At 53.7% G+C, this 22,812-nt stretch carries 18 protein-coding genes; all 18 read left to right on the top strand.

What is annotated here, in order from left to right:
* Window positions 1-257: 257 nt before the first annotated feature.
* Window positions 258-1,151, top strand: a complete 894-nt coding sequence (galU, locus tag ACI48K_RS02555; RefSeq protein WP_475026003.1) for a UTP--glucose-1-phosphate uridylyltransferase GalU — start codon at window positions 258-260, stop codon at window positions 1,149-1,151.
* 14 nt (window positions 1,152-1,165) lie between these two features.
* Complete coding sequence (locus tag ACI48K_RS02550) at window positions 1,166-1,849, top strand: sugar transferase (protein ID WP_475026002.1); 684 nt, start codon at window positions 1,166-1,168, stop codon at window positions 1,847-1,849.
* A gap of 12 nt (window positions 1,850-1,861) precedes the next feature.
* Window positions 1,862-3,118 (top strand): glycosyltransferase family 4 protein, encoded by a 1,257-nt coding sequence (locus ACI48K_RS02545; protein WP_475026001.1) that lies wholly within the window; start codon window positions 1,862-1,864, stop codon window positions 3,116-3,118.
* Window positions 3,119-3,129: 11 nt separating this feature from the next.
* Window positions 3,130-4,431 (top strand): O-antigen ligase family protein, encoded by a 1,302-nt coding sequence (locus ACI48K_RS02540; protein WP_475026000.1) that lies wholly within the window; start codon window positions 3,130-3,132, stop codon window positions 4,429-4,431.
* A 56-nt stretch (window positions 4,432-4,487) separates the two neighbouring features.
* On the top strand, window positions 4,488-5,750 hold the full coding sequence (locus tag ACI48K_RS02535) for a glycosyltransferase family 4 protein (RefSeq protein WP_475025999.1): 1,263 nt from the start codon (window positions 4,488-4,490) through the stop codon (window positions 5,748-5,750).
* 3 nt (window positions 5,751-5,753) lie between these two features.
* Complete coding sequence (locus tag ACI48K_RS02530; RefSeq protein ID WP_475025998.1) at window positions 5,754-7,127, top strand: lipopolysaccharide biosynthesis protein; 1,374 nt, start codon at window positions 5,754-5,756, stop codon at window positions 7,125-7,127.
* Window positions 7,120-8,181, top strand: a complete 1,062-nt coding sequence (locus ACI48K_RS02525; RefSeq protein WP_475025997.1) for a glycosyltransferase family 4 protein — start codon at window positions 7,120-7,122, stop codon at window positions 8,179-8,181. The genes ACI48K_RS02530 and ACI48K_RS02525 overlap by 8 nt, the downstream gene beginning before the upstream one ends.
* Entirely contained in the window at window positions 8,178-9,065 is an 888-nt protein-coding gene (locus ACI48K_RS02520; RefSeq protein ID WP_475025996.1) for a glycosyltransferase, read from the top strand. The genes ACI48K_RS02525 and ACI48K_RS02520 overlap by 4 nt, the downstream gene beginning before the upstream one ends.
* Window positions 9,066-9,095: 30 nt before the next feature.
* Window positions 9,096-12,017, top strand: a complete 2,922-nt coding sequence (locus ACI48K_RS02515) for a chitobiase/beta-hexosaminidase C-terminal domain-containing protein (protein ID WP_475025995.1) — start codon at window positions 9,096-9,098, stop codon at window positions 12,015-12,017.
* Window positions 12,018-12,044: 27 nt separating this feature from the next.
* Window positions 12,045-13,043 (top strand): polysaccharide pyruvyl transferase family protein, encoded by a 999-nt coding sequence (locus ACI48K_RS02510; RefSeq protein ID WP_475025993.1) that lies wholly within the window; start codon window positions 12,045-12,047, stop codon window positions 13,041-13,043.
* A complete protein-coding gene (locus ACI48K_RS02505) occupies window positions 13,040-14,419 on the top strand; it encodes a sugar phosphate nucleotidyltransferase (RefSeq protein ID WP_475025992.1) in 1,380 nt (459 codons plus the stop codon). The genes ACI48K_RS02510 and ACI48K_RS02505 overlap by 4 nt, the downstream gene beginning before the upstream one ends.
* A gap of 6 nt (window positions 14,420-14,425) precedes the next feature.
* Window positions 14,426-15,766, top strand: coding sequence for a UDP-glucose dehydrogenase family protein (locus ACI48K_RS02500; protein WP_475025991.1), 1,341 nt, complete (start codon window positions 14,426-14,428; stop codon window positions 15,764-15,766).
* A 28-nt stretch (window positions 15,767-15,794) separates the two neighbouring features.
* The gene (locus tag ACI48K_RS02495) at window positions 15,795-16,958 is read left to right on the top strand and encodes a nucleotidyltransferase domain-containing protein (protein WP_475025990.1); all 1,164 of its coding nucleotides are present in this window, start codon (window positions 15,795-15,797) and stop codon (window positions 16,956-16,958) included.
* A 326-nt stretch (window positions 16,959-17,284) separates the two neighbouring features.
* Window positions 17,285-18,178, top strand: coding sequence for an aldolase (locus ACI48K_RS02490; protein WP_475025989.1), 894 nt, complete (start codon window positions 17,285-17,287; stop codon window positions 18,176-18,178).
* 12 nt (window positions 18,179-18,190) lie between these two features.
* Window positions 18,191-18,490: a lasso peptide biosynthesis PqqD family chaperone gene (locus ACI48K_RS02485; protein ID WP_475026049.1), complete on the top strand. Its 300-nt coding sequence runs from the start codon at window positions 18,191-18,193 to the stop codon at window positions 18,488-18,490.
* Between the two features lie 49 nt (window positions 18,491-18,539).
* A complete protein-coding gene (locus ACI48K_RS02480) occupies window positions 18,540-18,998 on the top strand; it encodes a lasso peptide biosynthesis B2 protein (protein WP_475026048.1) in 459 nt (152 codons plus the stop codon).
* Window positions 18,999-19,048: 50 nt separating this feature from the next.
* A complete protein-coding gene (locus ACI48K_RS02475) occupies window positions 19,049-20,872 on the top strand; it encodes an ABC transporter ATP-binding protein (RefSeq protein ID WP_475025988.1) in 1,824 nt (607 codons plus the stop codon).
* Window positions 20,869-22,794 (top strand): asparagine synthase-related protein, encoded by a 1,926-nt coding sequence (locus ACI48K_RS02470; RefSeq protein ID WP_475025987.1) that lies wholly within the window; start codon window positions 20,869-20,871, stop codon window positions 22,792-22,794. Before ACI48K_RS02475 ends, ACI48K_RS02470 begins: the two co-directional genes overlap by 4 nt.
* Window positions 22,795-22,812: the final 18 nt, after the last annotated feature.

Genomic DNA, 22,812 nt, shown 5'->3' with positions numbered 1-22,812 from the left:
AAGGTAATGTCTCCCGCACCTTTATCACTGGAGGCACTCGGTCATGCTGTGGGCCTAACAGGCCTTAGACGTTTAGCGTCGAGGGTGTGACGTGAGGGGGGGTCAGATGCCCCATTTCAGAAAGCAAGAATGCTCGGACCGCAAGATTTCTAAAGGTCCGAGCTATGCTTTCCGGATTGGCTTGGAGAGCATAGCTCGCATTTTTAGCATCCTAGATTTTGCACAAAATAAAAAAAATGGATATGGAGAGTGGTTCGATGAAAAAAGTGAGAAAAGCCATTATTCCAGCAGCAGGACTAGGTACAAGGTTTTTGCCGGCAACGAAAGCGATGCCGAAAGAAATGCTCCCGATTGTCGATAAGCCCACGATTCAGTACATCGTAGAAGAAGCGATCGAGTCGGGCATTGAGGACATTATCGTCGTAACGGGGAAAGGGAAACGGGCAATCGAGGATCATTTCGATAGTGCCTTTGAATTGGAGTACACGCTGGAGAAAAAAGGAAAGCTCGATATTTTGGAAAAAGTTCGCAAATCCTCAAACGTCAATCTTCATTACATCCGGCAGAAAGAAGCGAAAGGGCTTGGCCACGCCATATGGTGCGCGCGCAACTTCATCGGTGATGAGCCGTTTGCCGTACTTCTCGGCGACGATATCGTGGAAGCGGAGATTCCTTGCACCAGGCAGCTTATCGAGCAATATGACCAAACCGGTTGTTCCGTGATTGGAGTTCAGCCGGTCAGCCCGGAACAGACCGACCGCTACGGCATCGTCGATCCCGGACAAACGATGGGACGCCTCGTGCAGGTGAACCGCTTGGTGGAGAAGCCGCCGAAAGGAGAAGCCTTGTCCAATCTTGCGATCATGGGCCGTTATGTGCTCACGCCGGAAATATTTGAATATCTCGGCCGGCACGAGATCGGCGCAGGTGGTGAAATCCAGCTAACCGACGCCATCCAGAAGCTGAACGTGGATCAGGGTGTATACGCCTATGATTTTCAAGGGAAACGTTACGACGTTGGCGAGCGGCTTGGCTTTATTATGACGACCGTCGATTTCGCGCTCAGAAATAATGAGTTGAAACATCAACTGATCACGGAGTTGAACGAACTGCTTGACCGTGTACATGAGGAAAAAATTCATCAGATATGAGGGGGAAATAAATCATGCAACTGAAATATCGTGAAGAAGCGGTGTTGAACTTTCGTACCTCTGATCGTTACTCTGATTACTATCGGGTTGCTACACCCTATTTTATCGTCAAGCGATTGTTTGACATTGTCGGCGCATCGTTAGGCCTGATCCTGCTAAGCCCGCTGTTCGTCTTGGTCGCGGTCCTGATTAAACTGGAGGATCCGAAAGGATCGGTGTTCTTTTACCAGACGCGAATCGGCAAAGACGAAAAGCCGTTCCGGATGTTTAAATTCCGTTCGATGGTGATGAACGCGGAGGAGCGGCTTAAGAGTCTGCTCGACAAAAATGAGATTAGCGGCGCAATGTTCAAAATGAAAGATGATCCGCGGATTACGAGAGTCGGGAAGTTTATCCGCAAGACAAGCATCGACGAGTTGCCGCAGCTCTACAATGTGCTTAGAGGCGACATGTCGCTGGTGGGGCCAAGACCCCCTCTCGTACATGAAGTGGAGGAATATACGGAAAACGATAAGCTGCGTCTGGCCGCTACGCCCGGCTGTACGGGATTGTGGCAGGTAAGCGGACGCAACAACCTCAGCTTCCATGAGATGGTCGAACTCGATTTGACCTATATTAAAAACCGCAGCATTCTAGGCGATCTGAAAATTATATTCAAAACATTCAGACTATTATTGGGAGCCAGTGATGCTTTCTGAGGTGGGGAACCGATGAAGAAAATCGTATTTATCACCAATCGCCTGCCATTCCCGAATACGGACGGCAGAAAAAACCTGCTTCAGCAATACATCGAGCAAATGAAAGAGATTTATCCCGATTGCGAAATTATCAATCTATCGTTTGTAGACGATCGAAAATATTTGAAGGACCGTCCGTCCGTCATCTCCCGTCTCGTCTGTCTGGAGAGTCCGGGTATGGCGGAGAAGCTGTACAACGTCCTTGTCTATTCGCTGCTGCTGCGGCTTTGGCCGCTTCAAGTATCGGCGTATTACTCCCGGGCTACGCACCGGAAGATCAAAGCATTGATTCGCGAGGAGCAACCGGATGTCATTCTGTACGATATGGTGAGGGTGGCCCAATATTTGACCGATGGAGCGGGACAGAAAGTGCTCAGTTACGACGACTTGCTTTCCCTGCGCTATGAGCGGCAGTTGGAATGGTTCCGGTATATCCCTTCCGTCTTCGGCGGTTTCGCGGACAAGCTGCCGGCTGCGCTCAAGCGGTTCGCCGATTTGAAATTTTTTCAGAAGCGGCTGATCGCTTACGAAAGCAAGCTGCTCGGTGAATACGAGAGGAAGGTGGCGGCCAACTTTCAGCATCTTGTTTTTACATCTCCAAAGGAAGCGGAAACGTTTGGCCATACGATCCGCCACCGTTCCTGCCTCGGCATTCCGATGCGCTTCGATCCGGACAAGGCAGCGGGGAGAGGCGCTCGGTCCTACGACCGGAACAAGGTCGTGTACGTCGGCAAGATGGACATCCCCCACAACAGCTCGGCCGTCGTCTACTTCTGCGAACGGATATGGCCTGACGTAAAGCGCAAAGCGCCGGACGCGAAGTTCTATATTATCGGCAAAAACCCGAGCCCCCAAGTGGTGCGGCTGCAAGAGGTTTATCCCGATATCGTCGTGACCGGCGAGGTGGACGATGTGAAGCGCGCGATGGGAGATGCGGCCGTCATGATCGCTCCGCTGCTGTTCGGCACCGGCATCAAGACGAAAATCGTCGAAGCAATGTCGCTCGGCGTTCCCGTCGTGACGAATCCGATCGGGGGCGAAGGCATCGACGCCGTCAACCGGGAGGATTTATTCGTCTGCGAGTCCGACGAGGAGATGGCGCGGATGGTGCTGCTCTTGCTTGACAACGAAGAAATGAACGAGAAGTTATCGCGCAATTCGATCGGTTATGTGTCAAGGCGCTTCAGCAGTTCGGCAACACGTAAAAAATGGGAGTTGATCTTATCTTAGGAAAATTGCGCGTGGGGCAGGTGGCAGGCGTTCGAAATTTAGTTATGGCGATGTTTTTTTTATCTTTGTCGCTGCTCACCTACGACAGCTTGCCATATATCCCGTTTACGGTCTATCGGCCGGTCGCGATGTTTCCGATGTTTGCGGCCTCTTTGTTGATCCTGTTTACCGACTTCAGGTTCAAAAAAGGGGATTTATTTTTACTGTTTTTTTTCATGTATAGCATCGGCCATTCGCTGGTTGCGGCCACGATGAACGGTGATCTTGGCAGCAGTTTTTCGCATGTCGTCACGCAAGTGTTCGGCTTGTCCATGTACCGGGTATCGGTATACGCGGCCGAGCAGATCAAGCAAGAACCGGAGCTGCTGGGAAGCGTCGCCCGATGCGTTGCGGTCGCTTTCGTGCCGCCGCTTATTGCCGGTTTCATACAGCTTGCGGATGCATTTATCGTGAAGAACGGATTTTCCGCTGTATTGACCGGATTGTTCTCCGAGAAGGTGTATACGCGGCGGATCCAAATGCTGTCGGGCGAGCCGTCCTGGGCGGCAATCCATATGCTGAGCGGCGGAGTACTGATGTTCTTCCTGTATAAGCGGGGATTTCGCAAGCAGTTTATCCTGCTTGCCTCCACGGCACTGCTGCTGATGCTGTCGTTCTCTTCTTACGCTTATACGGTGCTGCTGCTCGCGCTATTGTTCTACGTATTGACGACCAGCAAAAATAGAGGCCGTATGATTGTTATTCTGGGAGTATGCGTACTCGTAATCGGATTCGGCGCGCCGTACCTGATCAAAACGTTTCATATCAGCGGCTACTTCACGGATCGGTTCCAGTTTAACTTCACTCAGCTATGGCAGAACGATAACTCCGTTTTCGTTCGCATCGCGTATCCGGCGATCGGCTTCATTGAATTTATCCGGCACCCGATTTTCGGCTTGGGCGGGGGCTTCTATTATATGGAGGCGTCCGAATTACTTCAGCAATATTTCAGCAGCGGGCTTCATTTTTCGGAAGTGTATTCTTTAGTAAATCTTCATCCCGAAGCGGCGACTTCCCGGGCGTTGATCTCGAAGGTGTTCGCTGAAGAAGGATTAATCGGCGTCATCCTTTTCGGAGGGTTCCTTACCACCGTATTTCGCAGTTGCGGAACGAATCCCTTCGCGAAATTCGCCTTTGCCCTATGCTTGTCGCTTGTGATGAATTTCGATTCCTACGCATTTTTGAATTTTTGGCTGTTAATCGGCTTCATCCGTGGCGGATTGTTCGATATGGAGACGGTGTTTGAAGAAGCTCCTGCGCTAAATCCGGTATAGGTGAACAGGCTAGGCTCGCCCGGGAAACCTGTCGACGGCGAAAGGAGAAGTGAGCTATGAAAACCATGAAAATCGTAATAGCTAACAGTTTGTATAGCCCGTATATGATTGGCGGTGCAGAAATTTCAACCCAAATTTTAGCTGAGACGCTGACGGATGTCGCAGAGGTTCATGTATTGACGACGGGCGGGCAGAAAAGAAGCGGCGGCGTAACGACCGATTGGGTAAACGGGGTGAAGGTACACCGCGTTCCGCACAATAACTTGTACTGGATCGGTGCCGGGGAGGGCAAAAGCACGCTGCAAAAAACGGCCCGCCGGCTCATCGACCTCTACAATCCGGTTCAGATCCGCGCGGTGGCAAAGCTGATTGCGGAGATCAAGCCCGATCTCGTCCATACGCAAAATTTATCCGGCTTCGGGGCCGGCATTTGGTCAGCCTGCCATCAGGCGGGCGTGCCGATCGTTCACACGCTGAGAGATTACTCGTTGATTTCGCCCGTCAGCTCGCCGATCTCGAATACGAGGTTGGCTTCGGTTTATAAAAGAACCTCGCTTGGTTTCAGCAAAAGAGTTTCGGCCGTCGTAGGCATTTCTTCGCATATTTTAAACCGGCATACCGGCCTGGGCCTGTTTCCGAACGCGGCGAAGAGGGTCATTCCGAACGTTGTCGACGGAGACATTGCCATGGCCGCAAAGGATTTCACCGTAAGGCCGCTTCGCGTCGGCTATTTCGGAAGAATCGAGGCGGAGAAAGGCGTTCGCGAATTGGTCGAGGCGGTTCGCATGCTGCCGCGCGAAGTGGTCGGAACGCTGTACGTATGCGGGGAAGGCAAGCTGAGGGAAGAACTGGAGGAGGTGTGCCTAAGCGACGATCGGTTCGTCTTTACCGGCAAAGTGAAGCCGGCCGAGGCGCGGGAGCTGATGGGCCGCATGGATGCGACGGTGGTTCCCTCGATCTGGGAGGAGCCGTTCGGCAGGGTCATCATCGAATCGTATCAAGTCGGTACGCCGGTGTATGCCGCTGCGGTCGGCGGAATCCCGGACGTCGTGGTGAACCGCGGCCACCTGTTTGCCCCCGGCAGCGCGGAGGCGATCAAGGAGAAGCTGGAGAGCCATTATGCGATGCCGCCGGAGCGAAAAAGCGAGCTGCAGCGCCAATGCCTTGCGCACTGCCGCGGGTTTACAAAACAGTCGCTGCTTGAGCGTCATCTGGAGCTTTATCGTTCACTGCTATCTCCGGCAGGCGAAACGGCGGTTTTCGGTGCGGCTTACTCCAACGCAAGCGGTCACACAATAAATGCAGATATAGGCAGGTAGTTTATGGCACAATTGGCGATTCAAAAGCGGCTGAAAGGCAGCGGCATCGTCCGGACGATTATGCATACGAGCGCGGCCAATCTAATGGTCATGGTCTTGACGACGCTGATTTCGATCATTACGGCCAGAATGTTCGGCGTCGTCGGCAAAGGCGAATTTACGGCAATCCAGTTCTATGCCACATTCCTCGCCGGCATGATCGGCTTTGGGCTTCCAACCTCGCTTATTTATAACATGAAGCGGAGCAGGGGCATGGGAGGGGAATTGGTCAAGGCCGGATTTCTGTTCCAAATTCCGGTCAGCATTATCGTCGGGATCATATCGTGGACATTCATGCCGGTGTGGCTCGGCAATTACCCGGCCGACATCATCCAGACGGCAAGGGGTTACACCGTTCTTATGCTCCCGATGCTGCTTGCGGTCAACCTGATCGCCGCGCTTGCGCAAAGCACGGATCATTTCAACGTATACAACGGGGTAAGGCTGTTCGTTCCGCTGTCCAATCTGGCGGGCATCTCCTTGCTGTATGCCGCCGGCATGCTAAGCATCCATGCTGCATCCACCGTCTTTCTCGTCACCACGTTTCTTGTCGTTGCGTGGTCGCTTTATCGACTAAGGAACGAGCTGAGGATCGGCTGGTTCCGCCGGATGGTGGACAAGGCAGCGGCAAAGCTGCTGTTCGGTTACGGAAGCCGGGTGTTTGGCGTAGATCTGATCGGCACGCTGTATTCACAGTTCGACAAGATCATCATCCTGTCGCTGCTCAGCTCGCGCGAACTTGGGCTCTACAGCGTCGTTTATGCGTTGTCCCGCGTATTCAACACGGTGCAGATGGCGATATCGAGCGTGATCTTCCCCAAGCTGACCGGACTCGATAAAGACAAAATTATTGCGACGATTGGCCGGGCGTTCCGTCTCTCGCTGATGCTGATGACGATCGTGGTCATTCCTTGCATGCTCATCGGAAAGGTTATGATGGGCCTCTTGTACGGCAAGGAATTTCTGGAGGCAAGCACCGCTTTCTATCTGCTGTCGATCGAATGCATTATCGGGGGAGGATCGTGGATATTGGCCACTTCGTTCAACGCTTTGGGTCGTCCCGGGCTCGTATTGATCAGGCAAATCATCGCGCTGGCCATTACAATAGGGCTGTTCTTCCTGTTCACTCCGATGTTCGGGCTGAACGGCATCGCGCTTGCGCTGCTTGTCGGCGGGCTGGTACGAATGGTCATCACGATCGTGGCGATGCGAGTGGCCTTTGGGGTGCGAATCCTCGGCATGCTGTTCGATAAAGACGATTTTCGGTTCCTGATCGACCGGTTGAGAGAGAAAAACGTGATTAAAAGCAAAGAAAAAGCAGGTGGAGTCGATGGGTAAACCAACTGTATACATGTGGCCTAAAGTCAGCCCGTACAACAAGTATTCGGAACTGCTGACCAAGTCTGTCGAGGACAAAGGGCTCCATGTAGAGCATTACGACAAGAGAAGCATGTTGAAGCCGGTCAAAGGCGACATACTCCATATGCATTGGCCCAGCTATTCCTATCGTGCTTCCTCGTTCCCGCTGACGGTCGCGAAATCGTTCATGTACGCCGCTCTGCTGTTGTTCTTCAAGCTGCGCGGCGTTCGTCTGTATTGGACGGTGCACAATATATGGCCGCATTCGAGCGGTAAAACGAACTGGGATTATTGGATGCGCAAATATATATTGGCCGTCTGCAACAAAGGGTTTGTACTCAGCGAGTCCGTGAAACGGGAAGCGGTCGCGATATTCGGGCTGCGCCCGGACAAGCTGGTCGTCACACCGCACGGCCATTACGTCGGCGCTTACGCCGTGAACGGAATCGATATCCGCAAACGATTCGGCATTCCGCGCGAGCAGTTTTTGTTCCTGTTCGTCGGGCGAATCAATCCGTACAAAGGAATCGAAAACTTGGTTGAGGCGTTTAGGGCTTTGAAGCTCGATTACGTCGGGCTGCTTATCGCGGGCAAGGTGGACGACGGCTACAGCCTGGACTTTATCGATCAGTTGAACGACCCCAGAATTAAGGTGTATCCGCATTTCGTAGACGATAACGAACTTGTCGACTATTTGGAGGCCGGCGACATCATGGTGCTGCCGTACAATCAAATCACGACTTCGGGCAGCGCCATCCTGGGGCTGTCGAATTATAAGCCGGTCGTTGCGCCGAGGCTCGGCTCGCTCTCCGAATACATTTCCGAAGGCTGCGGCATTTTGTACGATCTGGACGATCCGGAAGGACTTCGCAAGGCGCTGGAGCAATCGGTCCATTTAAATATGGAGGAAACGAGGAGGCAAATCGCCAAGAAGCTGGCCGAGCTGGACTGGGGGAAAATAGCCGATCATATGATCCAAATTTATACCGGAACGAAACAAGCCGGAACGAAACGGTGCGAGGTGAATGCATGAAAGCGACGGTTGCGATTTGCACCCATAACAGAGCGGCGGATGTGGAGGAAGCGATATTCAGCCTTATCCGTCAAAATTTTACGGAGCTGTTCGAGGTCATCGTCGTGGACAACCGTTCCACGGACCATACGAGGCAGGTCGTTCAGGCCGCCGAACGGCTCACGACGATTCCGATCGTGTACGTTTATGAAGAGCGGCTTGGCTTATCCGTTGCGCGAAATCGCGCCATCCGGGAGGCTAAAGGCGAATTCGTCCTGTTTTTGGATGACGACGCGGTGGCTAGCGAAGGCTGGATATCCGGCATCGTTTCTTTGTTCGAATCCGATCCTAGGATCGGCTGCATCGGCGGCAAGATCGAACCGGCCTGGGAAGGCGGGGAGCCGGATTGGCTGCTTCCGGAAAATCGGACGCTTTATACGATTTTGGATTACGCTGACGAGATTGTAGAGATGCCTAAGCCGGCGATGCCGTTTGGCGCTAATGTGTCGTTTCGCAAGTCGGTGTTCGATACGATGAAGCCGTTCCGCGAAGACCTGGGAAGGGTAGGGAGCAACCTGCTCTCCAGCGAGGAGACGGAGCTGATCGATCGGATTCGCGGCAGCTATACGATATACTATACGCCTTACGCATGGGTACGGCACAAAATCCCGCGCAGCCGGATTAGCCGGAAATGGCTGCTGCGGCGCATTTATTGGCAGGGCGTCAGCAAGGCGGTCAGCTCGGAACGGAAAGCGGGTCTGTTCATGAAGTCGCTGCTCAAGGTGCCGATCTTTATGCTGCTTGCGATCTGTTTCTTTTTCGACAGGCGCCGGATTTTTCGAAACGTCAGCAAATTGATATATAACAACGGTTTAATCAACGGGGTACTGCGGACAAATCATTGAAGGAAATTTAAGGGAGGTGGGAGGAAAATCGTGCACAGAACAAGCGCGTGGTTATCCCTAACGCTCGTCGCGGGCATGTTTCTCCTATTAGGAATGTCCGGCAGCATTACATCTCCTGAAATTCAAGTCGACGATTTTACGGATTGGAGCCACGTTTATACTCATTCGAACAGTTTGTCGCTTGTAACCACAGAAGATGATGTTGACGGGACTCGTGTAAAAAGCGGAGGAGTGCCCGGCGAATCGATCGAATACCGGATGGATACGCCAATGAGGACCTTTTCTGTATATGCGTATGTCAAGGCGGGCAGCGATGCGTATAACGGCTTGAATTTCTATGTGTCGAGCGACGGGAAGGGTTATGAACAGGTAACGCCCGCCCTTTACAGGGACGGAGACCGAATCACATACGAAGGGCGCGACTTTCCTTGGTCGACCCGGTATTTCAAGATTGAGTATTCCGGCGGCGATCCCAGGCAAGCCCCGTCTTTGGCCAAGGTCGTGCTGAACGGGGCGAACAGCGTCAAATCCAGCTTGCCCTCGGGCGATGTCCCTTATGGCAGCATGGTCAGGCTGATTCGCGGACATGAAGGAGATACCGTCTATTATACGCTGGACGGAAGTGATCCGCGGTTTTCGTTGACGCGCAAACATTACGACGCTCCCATCGAGGTGCTGGAGGAGATGACAATCAAGGCGACAGCCGTCAATCATTCGGCTTCCGGCAGGGCGGCGGCCAGCCGTGTCTCCGCTTATCACTACGTGCCGGACGGCACTCTTGAACTGGGCGACGGATTCGAGGACCCGCTCGATTCCTTCGATTTAACGTCCAGCCGCTCAAGCGTATACGTGCTTGGCGATAATCCGTCCATTTATGGCGGGGATACGGGCAGAGCGGTGCGCACGACAACGAAACCGGGATATCTGTTTTACCGGACGGACTACGATATGTCCTCCTTTTTGGTTCGAGGCTACCATTTTACAGGTTACAAGATCGAAGAGCCCCAATTCTCCGTTTCTAAAGACGGAAAGACGTATGAGGAGGTTGCCGTCGAATCCTATACGATCGGCAAAGCGGTTTCTAACTGGCAGCAGTACGCGTACGAGATGGACTTGCTTCCGGCCGGGACGAAATACTTGCGCATCCAGATGAATGGTTCCACCAAGGCGTGGACGCCGCAAATTTCAAACGTGCAGGTCAACCTCAACACGGCGTCGTCCACGATAAAAACAACGAGGGACGATAACGGCATGAAAGTCGAGTTGTCCTCCCTTTCGGAAGGAACCAATATTTATTACCGGCTGAACGAAGAAGACGCATTCAAGCCGTATGTGGAGCCGTTTCGGCTTACGTCCTATAGCGAACTGGAAACTTACGCGGTAAAGAAAGGGAAAGAACCTAGCCCGGTTCGGAATTACGCCGTCAACGGCAGCGTCAATATTCAGATCGACCGTTTCGGCCAGATGGCGAAAGCGAACTTCTCCGGCAAGGTCAAAAGCGTGGACGATCTGAAGGCCGATGCCCAGCGTGATGAGGCCTATTACGGCGGCTTGGGCCCGCCGACGGATTTAGACGCTTACGGCGGATTGGCCGGAAGCAGCGACAAGTACGGGCTTAAAGCGACGGGTTTCTTCGACATTCAACAAATCGGCGATCGAAAAGTGATGACGACCCCCGAGGGCAATCTGTTTTTCAGCCTTGGGGTGAACACCGTTACGCCGGCCGAAACCTACACGATGGTGAAAGGCCGGGAGGAGATGTTCGAGGAGGTTCCTTCCTATAACAGTATCTTTAAGCAGGCATATATAAGCGAAGGCAACTATTCGTTTTATGTGCAGAACAAATATTACAAAGACGGTGTCTTTCCGACGGAGCATTCCATCTATCTGGAGGCGACGGACCGGCTTAAGAAATGGGGCTTCAACAGCGTCGGCGGCTATTCGCCGACAAAGTACAGCGCCGAGAGCAATACGCCGTATACCCTGATGATTCCGGTGGATAGTATGGATTGGGCTAAAATCGACGGTATTCAAATTTTCGATATCTTTGCTCCGGAAGCGGAAACGGTGCTCGAGAAGGCGATTGCGGATACGGTTGAGCCGAACAAGGACGATAAAATGCTGATCGGCTACTATCTTGGCAACGAGTTCGAATATCACAAGTTCTATTCGGACGTTCCCAAGCTGAAGGCAAGCAAAGCCGCGATCAAAGGGCGACTGGTCGACAGGCTGGAGGCAAAATACGGGAGCATCAAGGTGTTCAACCAAAACTGGGGGACGAAATTCGATTCGTTCGAGCAAGTGAAGGAAGCGGGGCTTACGCTTAACACCTCGCAATCGTGGAAGGATATGGATGAGTTCTTTGAATACTACATCGATACGTTCTACGGCACGATGGCGGGCCTGATTCGCAAGTATGATCCGAATCATCTGCTGCTCGGCGATCGCTGGATCACGTCGACGTTTCATAACGATAAGATTCGGGGACCGCTTGCCGAAATTGCCGGCAAATATATGGATGTCATCAGTATTAACTATTACAGCTATAAGCTGGAAACGGATTTGTTTGAAGAAGTGGTTGAGAAATCGGGCGGCAAGCCGCTTCTGATGAGTGAATTCGGATACGGCACGTCGGAGCAAGGGTTGAATGCGCTGCTGCCGAATTCGGCGCAAAACCAGTTCGAAAGAGGCATGCGGTACCGGAACTACGTAGAAGGCGTCGCCAGCCTCAACTATGTCGTTGGCGCGCATTTGTTCAACTACGTGGATCAGGCAGGTTCCGGCAGGTATTGGCAAACCTATTGGGGCGAGCATTACAATTCCGGTCTCGTTAACGTAGCCGACCGTCCTTACAAGGATTATCTCAAAGGCATTATGGATACGAATTACGATATCTATAAGATCATGCTGAGAGAACGGCCTAAGTTCTATTACGATTTCAGCAAGCCATAATTCATCGATGAGGGAGAAGAGAGAACGATGCCAAAAGAGAGGACAGACATGCAAAGCACCTCGGATGCCCATCCGATGGATGGACGGAAAAATGAGCTTCGCCAAATCTTGAAAGTCATTCCGCCGGGCTCGAATATTTATTTCCTCGATGTTCCCGTCCATAGCAATGGCGGCGACTTGCTCATCATGAAAGGGACCGAGGCTTTCTTCAAGGAATACGGCATTCATGTCCGTGCAAGGTACAGCGTGCTCGATTTCCCGGATTCATTGCTTATTCCGAGAGACCATATTATCGTGCTTCACGGCGGAGGGAATTTCGGCGATTTGTACCCGCAGCACCAACGGCTCCGCGAGAAGATTGTGGCCGATTATCCAGACCACCGTATCGTGATGCTGCCGCAGACCATTTTTTATAAACTGGAATCGGAAGTTGACCGAACGGCACAAATTTTAGGCAAGCATAAGGATGTTCATCTATACGTCCGCGATATGCCGTCCTTCAAGCTGGCTTCGGAGAAATTTGGCCGCTGCTTCGTTTACCTGTCACCCGATATGGCTCATCAATTGTGGCGAATCCGGCATACAGGCAGACCGACCAAGGAACTGCTGTGCTTCCTTCGCACCGACATCGAGAAGACGAAGGAGCAGGAGAGGCTGGAGGCAGAAGGACGCGGCGATTATTTGGACTGGTCGTCGCTGTACGGCCGATGGGAGCAGAAGTCGATCAAGCTGATCGCTCGCTTGATTCGAAGAGGCAGTCCGCTTCCGATGTACGCGATCTGGGCTAAATACACCGACTATCTGGTGAATAAAGCGATCAAGCGTTTCGGCAGCTACCGAAGCGTGCAAACGTCCAGGCTCCACGGTCATATTTTATCCTGTCTGATGGATAAGCCCAATACGTTGTTCGACAATTCCTACGGTAAAAACTCGAATTATTATCAAACCTGGACAAGCGGAATTGAAACGGCAAACCTGGTCGTGGAGGAGCAAAGCCCAGCAAAGTTTAAGGAGGGATCGGCATGAAAATTGTTCTTCTGTCCGGAGGCTCGGGCAAGCGCCTGTGGCCGCTGTCGAACGATTCCCGTTCGAAGCAGTTCCTGAAGGTGCTGAAAAACGCCGAGGGCGGGTTTGAATCGATGGTGCAGCGCGTATGGGGACAGATCTCGAATGCCGGATTGGGCGGCAACGCCTATATCGCGACGAACAGGCCACAGGTCGAAATGCTCCACAGCCAGCTTGGAAGCGATATCGAAGTCATCGTTGAGCCGGAAAGAAGGGATACGTACCCGGCGATTGCGCTTGCGGCGACTTACCTGTATTCGGTGGCGGGCGCCGGGCTAAACGAGACTGTCGTCGTCATGCCGGTGGACCCCTACGTTGAAGAGTCGTTCTTCCATAAAACGAAGGAACTGGAAAAGGCGCTCACGCGGTCGGGTGCGAATATCGCGTTGGTGGGCGTGAGGCCGACTTATCCTTCGGAAAAATACGGCTATATCGTACCTCAAGACGGAACGGCGCAGGATGCGACCTGTATTCAAGTAAACAGCTTCCGCGAGAAGCCCCGCAAAGAAGAAGCGGCTGCCATGATTGAACAAGGCGCTCTTTGGAATTGCGGGGTTTTTGCCTTCAAGCTGGATTTTCTGATCAATATCCTCATTGCTCGCGGGTTGCCGATCCAATACGAGGAGATGGCGCGCCAATACGGCAAAATGAAGAAAACCAGCTTCGACTACGAGGTGGTTGAGCAGGCTAGCCGGATCGTTGCCATTCCTTACGACGGCGAGTGGAAGGATCTCGGCACGTGGAACACGCTGACCGAGGAAATTGAAGATCCGCTGATCGGCAAAGGCATCATTGCCGAAGGCGCCGGCAATACCCACATCATTAACGAACTGGACATTCCGATCACGCTGCTCGGCGTCTCGAATGTCGTCGTGGCGGCCAGCCCGGACGGCATTCTCGTATCGGACAAAGCAGCGAGCCCGCTCATCAAGGACGTCATGAAGCATACCGACCAGCGGCCGATGTGCGAGGAGCGCCGATGGGGCTCCTACCGGGTGCTCGATTATTGGAAATATCCGGACGGCAACGAGGTGTTGGCCAAACGGATCATGATCTCGCCGGGTAAAAACTTGAGCTACCAATACCATCTGCTCCGCGACGAGGTATGGACCATCGTGTCCGGCAACGGGATGATGGTGCTGAACGGAAAGCAGTTTCCGGTAAAGGCCGGCGACGTGCTCGCGATCGGCAAGGCCTGCAAGCATAGTTTGCGCGCGGAAACTGAGATGGAAATTATCGAAGTGCAGACGGGGACGGAGCTTATCGAAGAAGATATCGTCAGGCTCGCATTGGATTGGAACGAGATTACGGCGACAATAAACCAAACGATGGGGTGATCGAGGATGAAAATTACAGTTATCGGCACGGGCTATGTGGGTCTTGTATCGGGCGTTTGCTATGCGGAGCTCGGCAATGAAGTCATTTGCGTCGACAAGGACGCGGATAAAATCAAGATGCTGCTGGAGGGAACCATTCCGATTTACGAACCCGGCCTGAAGGAGCTGGCGGACAGAAACCGTTCCGAAGGCAAGCTTGCTTACACGACCGCCTTGGACGAAGCGGTTCGCCTATCCGACATGATTATTCTGGCCGTCGGGACGCCTCCGATGCCAAGCGGAGAGGCGAACCTGACCTACATCCAGCAAGCCGCTTTGGAAATCGCCGATGCGATGAACGGCTATAAAATCATTGTGATCAAGAGCACGGTGCCGGTCGGCACGAACGAGCGGGTAGCCGACTGGATCCGCTCGCACACGTCCGAGCCGTTCGACAGCATTTCGCTGCCGGAATTTTTGCGCGAAGGCTCCGCGGTCAAAGACACGCTCAATCCTGACCGGGTCGTCATCGGCGCGGAGGACCGGGATGCCGCGGACGTGATGGTACGGTTGCACCGGTCGCTCACCGATCGGATTGTCGTGACCGATATCCGCAGCGCGGAGATGATCAAGTATGCGTCGAACGCTTTTCTTGCGACGAAAATCTCGTTCATCAATGAGATTGCGAACATTTGCGAGAAGGTCGGGGCGGACGTTACGAGGGTCGCGGAAGGGATGGGTTACGACAAGCGGATCGGCTCATCGTTCTTGAAGGCAGGCATCGGTTACGGCGGCTCCTGCTTTCCGAAAGACACCCGGGCGCTTATCCAGATCGCCGGCAACGTCGATTACGAGTTCAAACTGCTCCGTTCCGTCGTGGAAGTGAATCATGATCAACGGATGAATGTCATCCGCAAGCTGGAAACGATCTTCGACGGCGAGCTGCGGGGAAGAACGATCGGGATTTGGGGGTTGGCCTTCAAGCCCAACACCGACGATGTCCGCGATTCGCCGGCCTTGGAGATCATGCAGTATTTAGCCGATAACGGCGTAAAGGTAAAAGCTTACGATCCGATCGCCATGGACAATTTTAAAGTCTATTACGGCAAGGAAGGCGTTGTCTGGTGCGAACAGGCGCTTGATGCCGCTCAGGATTCGGATGCGCTGTGCTTGCTGACGGAGTGGGATGAATTTGCGGAAACGGATTTGAATCTTCTGCAAGAGGCCATGAAGCAGCCGATTTTGATCGACGGGCGCAACGTGTTCAAAGAAGAGGATTTGCTCGGCACGGCCTTCATTTATTATTCCGTCGGCCGCCCAAACCTGGATCAAGGCATCAAACAACAAATTCCGGTTATGCAACTGTAATCTGAACGATAGCGGGGTTGGGGCGCTCATGAATAAAGCAATGAACATCGATGTAAGCCGTCTTTCCGGCGAAATGTCTTTTTTGCTGCTTCTGCTGAGAAACGAACCGGCTTTAGACGAGGAAACGGTAAAGCGTCATACCTCGAACTTGGATTGGAACGCCTTCATGGAGCTTGCGCTGCATCACCGCGTCTATCCGACGCTGTACCTGAAATTGAATCGTTTTGCTTCGATGGTTCCTGCCGATACGATGAAGACGCTCCGCGGTCATCATCATGCCAATACCTTCAAGATGCTGGAGCTGACGAAGGAGATGAGCCGCATTAGCGAGGCGCTTGCGGAGAAGGGGATCCGCGCGATCCAACTGAAGGGGCCGGTGCTGGCGGTTCAGCTCTACGGCGACCTGTCGCTTCGGACTTCGAAGGATCTGGACATCCTGATCGATCCGGATGATGTCGGGCAGGCGGAGGCCATCATGGCCGAGCTTGGTTATGAGGCTACGGATAAGCACGATTCCGATCCCCATTGGAAAAGAAAATACCACCATCTCAGCTTTGCGCATAAGGAGCACTGGGCGAATGTCGAGCTTCATTGGCGGCTCAATCCGAATCCCGTCGACAAGCATTCGTTCGGGCAGCTGTGGGAGCGTAGGGAGACCGTCCCGGTGGGAGGATTGCTGTTTTATTCCCTTGGGAAAGAACACCTTCTTGATTATTTGACCGATCACGGTGCCAGACACGGATGGTTTCGTCTGCGCTGGCTGGTCGACATTGCTCGTCTCGTTCCGCATATCCGCCCCGGGAAGATGGATGTGTATTTCGAAAAACACGGCGGAAGGGCCTTTGCCGGGCAGGCGTTCCTGCTTGCGTCCGCATTGCTGCGGGCGGATATTCCCGCTCTGCTGCTTCAAATGACGAACGGCAGGAAGGCGCGGCGTTTCGCCCGGAACGCAATGTTTTTTATATCCAGAATAGTGAAGCTTAACCCGGTACCCGAAAAAAACGCACTGTGGCCGTATTTGAAATATACGCTGTCGCTGATGACACCGAAACAAAGATGCATGTACTTGCTTAAAGCTTTGGAGCCGAACGCCCGGGATCGGGAGCAACTGCCGCTGTCCAGACCGTTTCATTTTCTTTATTTCCCGCTGCGCCTGTTCTTGTGGATGTGGCGGCATGTGATCAACGAATGAATGATACGCTTTCAATAAGAGTGAGAGTTCAAAAAGTCGGATTTTGAGCACCGAAGCGTATGCTTTCGATGTGCGTTTTTTCAAAACGCTTCAGTTGGATGAGGCTAGGGACTGAGTAGCGGAGCTAAACGTTTTCGGAGAAAACGGCTTCGGAAGCATAGGCTTGGCGAACCTACGTGAGCAACTGAAATGTTTCCGCAGGAAACATACTTCGGAAGCATAGACTTGGCCCGGCTGAATTCAAGATTCGACGTCGAAAATGCTTCTTGACCAGCTTCGTGATCAGAAGACGACTTTTTGAACAACCTCTAAAAGGAGTGATTTTCGTGTATTACTACCGGTTGTTCGGCCTGAACGTACGAAGTGAGATCGATTTGCCCGAAGGTTTCGATCTGCAAGAGACGAATATACCGATGGATGTCGAGATCCGGCTTAAACCTAGATTGAACGATTTCGAAGCACACGAAGATCAGGCCGGTTTTCAGATCACGGACGGAGAGGTACGGTTCAGCCTGCCGGAAACCGCCGTTTACCGGATTGCGGGCGACAGCCGGATCGAAGTAACCCCATGGCCCGGAGCGGACGAAGCGAAGATCAGGCTGTATCTGCTTGGAAGCTGCATGGGAGCGCTTCTTATGCGAAGAGGAATCCTCCCTCTGCACGGCAGCGCAGTTGTCGTGGGCGGCAAAGCGTATGCGATCGTCGGACAATCCCGTGCCGGCAAATCTACGCTTGCCGCAGCGTTTGCGAACACCGGCTACCCGATAATGACGGATGATGTCATTGCGGTATCCGTCTCTTCTATGCAGGAGGCTTCGATCGTTTATCCGTCTTACCCGCAGCAGAAGCTGTGGGAGGAAAGCATAGAACAGCTGGGGCTTGCTGCCGGTGAGTACACGAGCATCTATCAGAGAGTCAACAAATATGCCGTTCCGGTCGGATCCCGGTTTCATCCGGAGCCGCTGCCTCTTGCCGGCGTTATCGAGCTGGTGAAGTCTCCGGAGCCCGAGCCGGTTATCCGCACCTGCAGCCGCCTGGAAGGACTGCATATTCTGAATGTCCATACTTACCGAAACTTGCTTGTTCCTTTGCTAAATTTACAGCAATGGCATTTTCAAGCCATCACCCGGGTCGCTTCCCAGCTTCCGGTTTACCGGCTCAGCCGCCCGGAGAAAGGCTTTACGGCCTTTAACCTGGTGAACAGAATCGTCAACTTATAATTGGGGAGGTGAATCGTCATGAGTGTGAATTACAGTGCCGTCAATGAGCTTGTCACACAGTCGGAAGGTTATCTCGTAAGCGATATGAACGGGGAAAAAGTGATGCTGAGCATCGAGGACGGCAAATACTTCAATCTTGGGGAGACCGGAGGACGGATCTGGGAGTTTTTGGCGCAGCCGATCTCCGTGCCCGCGCTCGTAAGCCGGCTCGTCTCCGAGTACGATATCGAGTCAGCCATTTGCGAACAGCAAGTTCGCTTGTTTCTTCGGCAGATGGAATCCGAAGGGCTTGTACAGGTGAAGAGGGGGTAGCCTCTTGTACAAAAAAGCGGGAAAAACGTTAAGGAAAATCCGGAGGTTTATGTCCTATTCCGCGAAGACGAAGGGGATGTATATCGAAGCTCACTTCTATCTGGCGTGGGGGAGATTCATCAAGCTGCTTCCATTCGCCAAAGTCGCGCCAATGCTTGGCGAGCATATGCGGGAGACGTCTTACGCCTGCACGCCGGAGCAGGAGCTCCTTCAACGGCAGGTGTCCAAGGCCGTCCATGCGATGAGCCGTGTCACCTGGTGGGAAAGCCGGTGCCTGGTGCAGGCGGTGGCAGCCATGAAAATGCTGGAGCGGCGAGGGGTTTCATCCACGCTATATTTGGGCAGCGGCCGCGATGACTCGGGCAAGATGATCGCACATGCCTGGCTGCGCAGCGGTTCGTTTTACGTGACCGGAAACGAGGCGCTTGAGCGGTTCTCCGTAGTCGCGGTATTCGGCAAAAACGAAAAAACCGCCAATCGGCGGATGAGAGCAAAGCCTTACAGTTAACAGCGGAATCGTCCGGCAGGGCAAGAAAGTCCGCGGGTTGGAGATGGCTTATGAAATATCTCTTCTATTACATTCAAAAACTGCGCAAAGTATCAGGCTGGCGCTTGTATATAAATATGGCGACGACGATCGCCATCAGCAGCTTGGATGGCATCGGCATTTATTTAATTGTTCCGCTGCTCGGCATGATGGGCATGTTTCAGGCCGATTTGGGCTCGGTGAGCCTGTTGTCTTCGCTGGAGGCGTTCGCGGATCATCAGTCGATTGCGCTAAACCTGCCGTTCGTGCTTGCCATCTATGTGCTAATCGTCGGAGGCCAGTCGTTCCTGCAGCGGTTCCAGACGGTGCAGAACGCGCGGATTTTGCAGCGATATGTCCGCACGCTCCGCTTGGAGATGTACCGGGGGCTGCTTTTGGCAAAATGGGAGTTTTTTCACCGTAAGCGAAAATCCGATTTTAATCACGTGATGGTGAACGAGCTTGGGCGGGTCAGCTACGGCACCTCTTTGCTGATGCAGATGTCGACGGGCATCCTGTTTACCGTGATCCAGATCGGGCTTGCGTTTTGGCTATCTCCGCTGCTGACGTCGGTCGTCATCGGGAGTGGAGCCTTCCTGGCTTTATTCTCCCGGAAGTTCGTCCGCAAGGCGGAAAGCATCGGCGAGAAGACGACGGAGTTGTCCCAAAGCTTTATGGCCGGGATCAGCGACCATTTCAACGGGATTAAAGACATCAAGAGCAATCGGCTGGAGAAATCTCACCTTGCCTGGTTTGACAATCTGAGCAGGGAGCTGGAGACCAACGTCGTCGGCTTTATTAAGATCAATTCGCTCTCTCAGCTTACGTACCGGGTCGCTTCGATCGGACTGATCGCCGGTTTTGTCTACTTGGCGCTCGAAGTATTTCATACGCCGGCCGAGCAGCTCCTTCTGGTTGTACTGATCTTCTCGCGGCTATGGCCGAGATTTATCGGGATTCAGTCGAATTTCGAGCAGCTTGCGTCTAGCTTTCCCGCATTCAAAGAGATGCACAAACTGCAGCAGGAAGCGGACCGGAACAGGGAACTGGTAGACTCCGGCTCCCCGGGCGAAGGAGAACGCTGCCTGCCGGCCCTGGGAATCGAATGCAGGCGGGTCTATTACCGTTACGACTCAAACGAACCCGATTATGCGCTGCGCGATATTAACGTCAAAATTCCCGCAAACCGGATGACGGCGATCGTCGGCAAGTCGGGCGCCGGGAAAAGTACGCTTATTGATATGTTGATGGGGCTCATCAAGCCCGAGAAGGGCGAAGTGCTGCTTGACGGCGCCGTTCTTAGCGAAGAGCTGCAGCTTAGGGCTCTCCGAAGCTCGATTGGTTACGTGGCGCAGGACCCATTCCTCTTTAACGCGAGCATCCGGGACAATTTGAAACTCGTCGCGCCGCAGGCTGAAGACAGCGAGCTGTGGGAAGCGTTGAAGTTTTCGGCCGCCGAATCGTTTGTGCGAAAGCTGCCGCAAGGGCTGGATACCGCTATCGGCGACCGGGGCATCCGCTTGTCCGGCGGCGAGCGGCAGCGGATCGTACTCGCGAGAGCCATCTTGAAACGCCCTTCGATTCTGGTGCTGGACGAGGCGACAAGCGCGCTGGACAGCGAGAACGAGCGGCTCGTTCAGATGGCGCTTGAGGGCCTGAAAGATAAGATGATGATCATCGTGATCGCCCATCGCCTGTCGACGATCCGCCATGCGGATCAAGTCATCGTCATGGATCAAGGGGAGATTATTCAGCAGGGCGGCTACCAGCAGCTTTCGCAAGAGACGAAGGGAAAGTTCAGGCAGTTGCTGAACTATCAGTCGGAAACCGTGACGGCGGGAGATGAGATGGCATGAGCGTAATCGTCGGATTCGTGCAGAGGGACAACAAGCCGCTCCATTTGCCTGGCGGCCCGGAAGCGTTGCTCGAGGCCATCAAGCTGTATCCCGGCGACGGCTTCGGTGCCTGGGACGACGGGCGTGCGATGCTCGGCTGCCGGGCGCAGTGGATCACGCCGGAATCGGTGCATGAGCGGCAGCCGTACCGCGACGGCCCGTCCGGGCTTGTGATCGTCGCCGATGCGATCATCGACAATCGCGCGCAGTTGTTCGACCAGCTGCAGGTGGAACGGGAGCGCAGAAGCGGGATGACCGACAGCGAGCTTATCGTCCGGGCTTACCGGAAATGGGGGATGGAAGCTCCCCGTTACTTGATCGGCGACTTCGCCTTTGTCCTGTGGGACGAGGATAACCGGCTGCTGTTTGGAGCGAGGGACTTGCTCGGCAGCAGAACGCTGTATTACCGCAGCGGGCCGGACGGTTTCTCCTTTTGCAGCGTCATCGAGCCGCTGTTCTCTCTGCCAGGGATGCGGAAGAAGCTGTGCGAGGAGCGTTTCGCCGAATTTTTGGCCATTCCGACGCTGCTTGATGCGGTCGATCTGCATACGACCTATTACGAGCAGATTAAGCAGGTGCCGCCGGGCCATGCGTTTCAGTGGTCGGATGGGTCGATTGCCGTACGGCCATACGGAAGCGTAATCCCGGAGCGGCGGATCCGGCTCGGGTCCGACGACGAATATGTGGAAGCGTTCAGGGACATTTACAGCGAAGCGGTCCGCGCGAGGCTCCGAACCTTCAAGCCGGTGGGCGTTACGCTCAGCGGCGGGCTCGATTCCGGCTCGGCAGCCGCGTTTGCCGCCGGGCTGCTTGCGAAGCAAGGAAAAAGCCTGCAAGCCTACAGTTATATGCCTGAGCCCGATTTCGTCGATTGGACGCCGAGAAGCGTCCAGGCGAACGAAAGCCCAACGATTCGTACGGTCACCGATTATATTGGTCATATTCAGGGGAACTATCTCGATTTTGCGGGCAGAAGCTCCTATACCGAAATCGATGAATGGATCGGGCGGATCGAAGGCCCTTACAAAAACTTCGAAAATTCATTTTGGATTAAAGGCATCCATGAAGAAGCTTCGCGCCAAGGGCTTGGCGTCCTGCTCACGGGAGCGAGAGGCAACTATTCCGTCTCCTGGGGTCCGATGGTTGCCTATTATAGCCTCTTACTGAAGAAACTGCGATGGCTTCGGTTATACCGGGAAATGACGCTGTGCGGGAAGCAGCTCGGCACCGGTCGCAAACGGATTGCGCTCGCCGTCAAGCAACAGGCTTTCCAAGGCAAGGGGGAAGCTTTCGTATCGGACGTGCCTTCCATGATCGCACCGGCGTTTGGCAGCCGTACGGGCGTGTTCGAGAAGCTGGCGAATTATGATGTCGGCCTGCGTCCTTCGGAGTACAACCTGCTGAAGGACCGGGAAAACTATTTCGGCAATTTGTCCGTTCTCGGCATGCAGGGCACGATCTCGGCGAAGGCGTCATACCGGCTGGGCATTTGGGAACGGGACGCGACCAGTGATGCGCGCCTGATCCGGTTCTGCCTCTCGATTCCGGTCGAGCAGTACGTGAAAGACGGCTTCGGGCGGTCGCTTATCCGCCGGGCGACCGCAGGGATGCTGCCGGACGACGTCCGTTTGAACCAGCGGACCCGCGGCATTCAAGGAATGGATTGGGTGCACCGGATTATACCGCAATGGCCGGCCATTCGGGAAGAGCTGAACGGGCTCTGCAAAGACGAGAGGGCTGCCCGCTACATCAACGTGGGGAGGGTGAAACAAATCATAAGCCAAACAGAGTCTCCCGTTAAGCCGGAGTATGCCAACGACCCTCACCTGAAAGTGCTGATGCGGGCGTTGATTGCTTATCGTTTTTTGAAAACATTGGAATAGAAAAGCTGGAAAGGAGGT

This window comes from Paenibacillus terrisolis (genome assembly GCF_056171975.1).
Note: the sequence above shows the minus strand (reverse complement) of the source record. Positions and strands in the feature narration are given on the sequence as shown.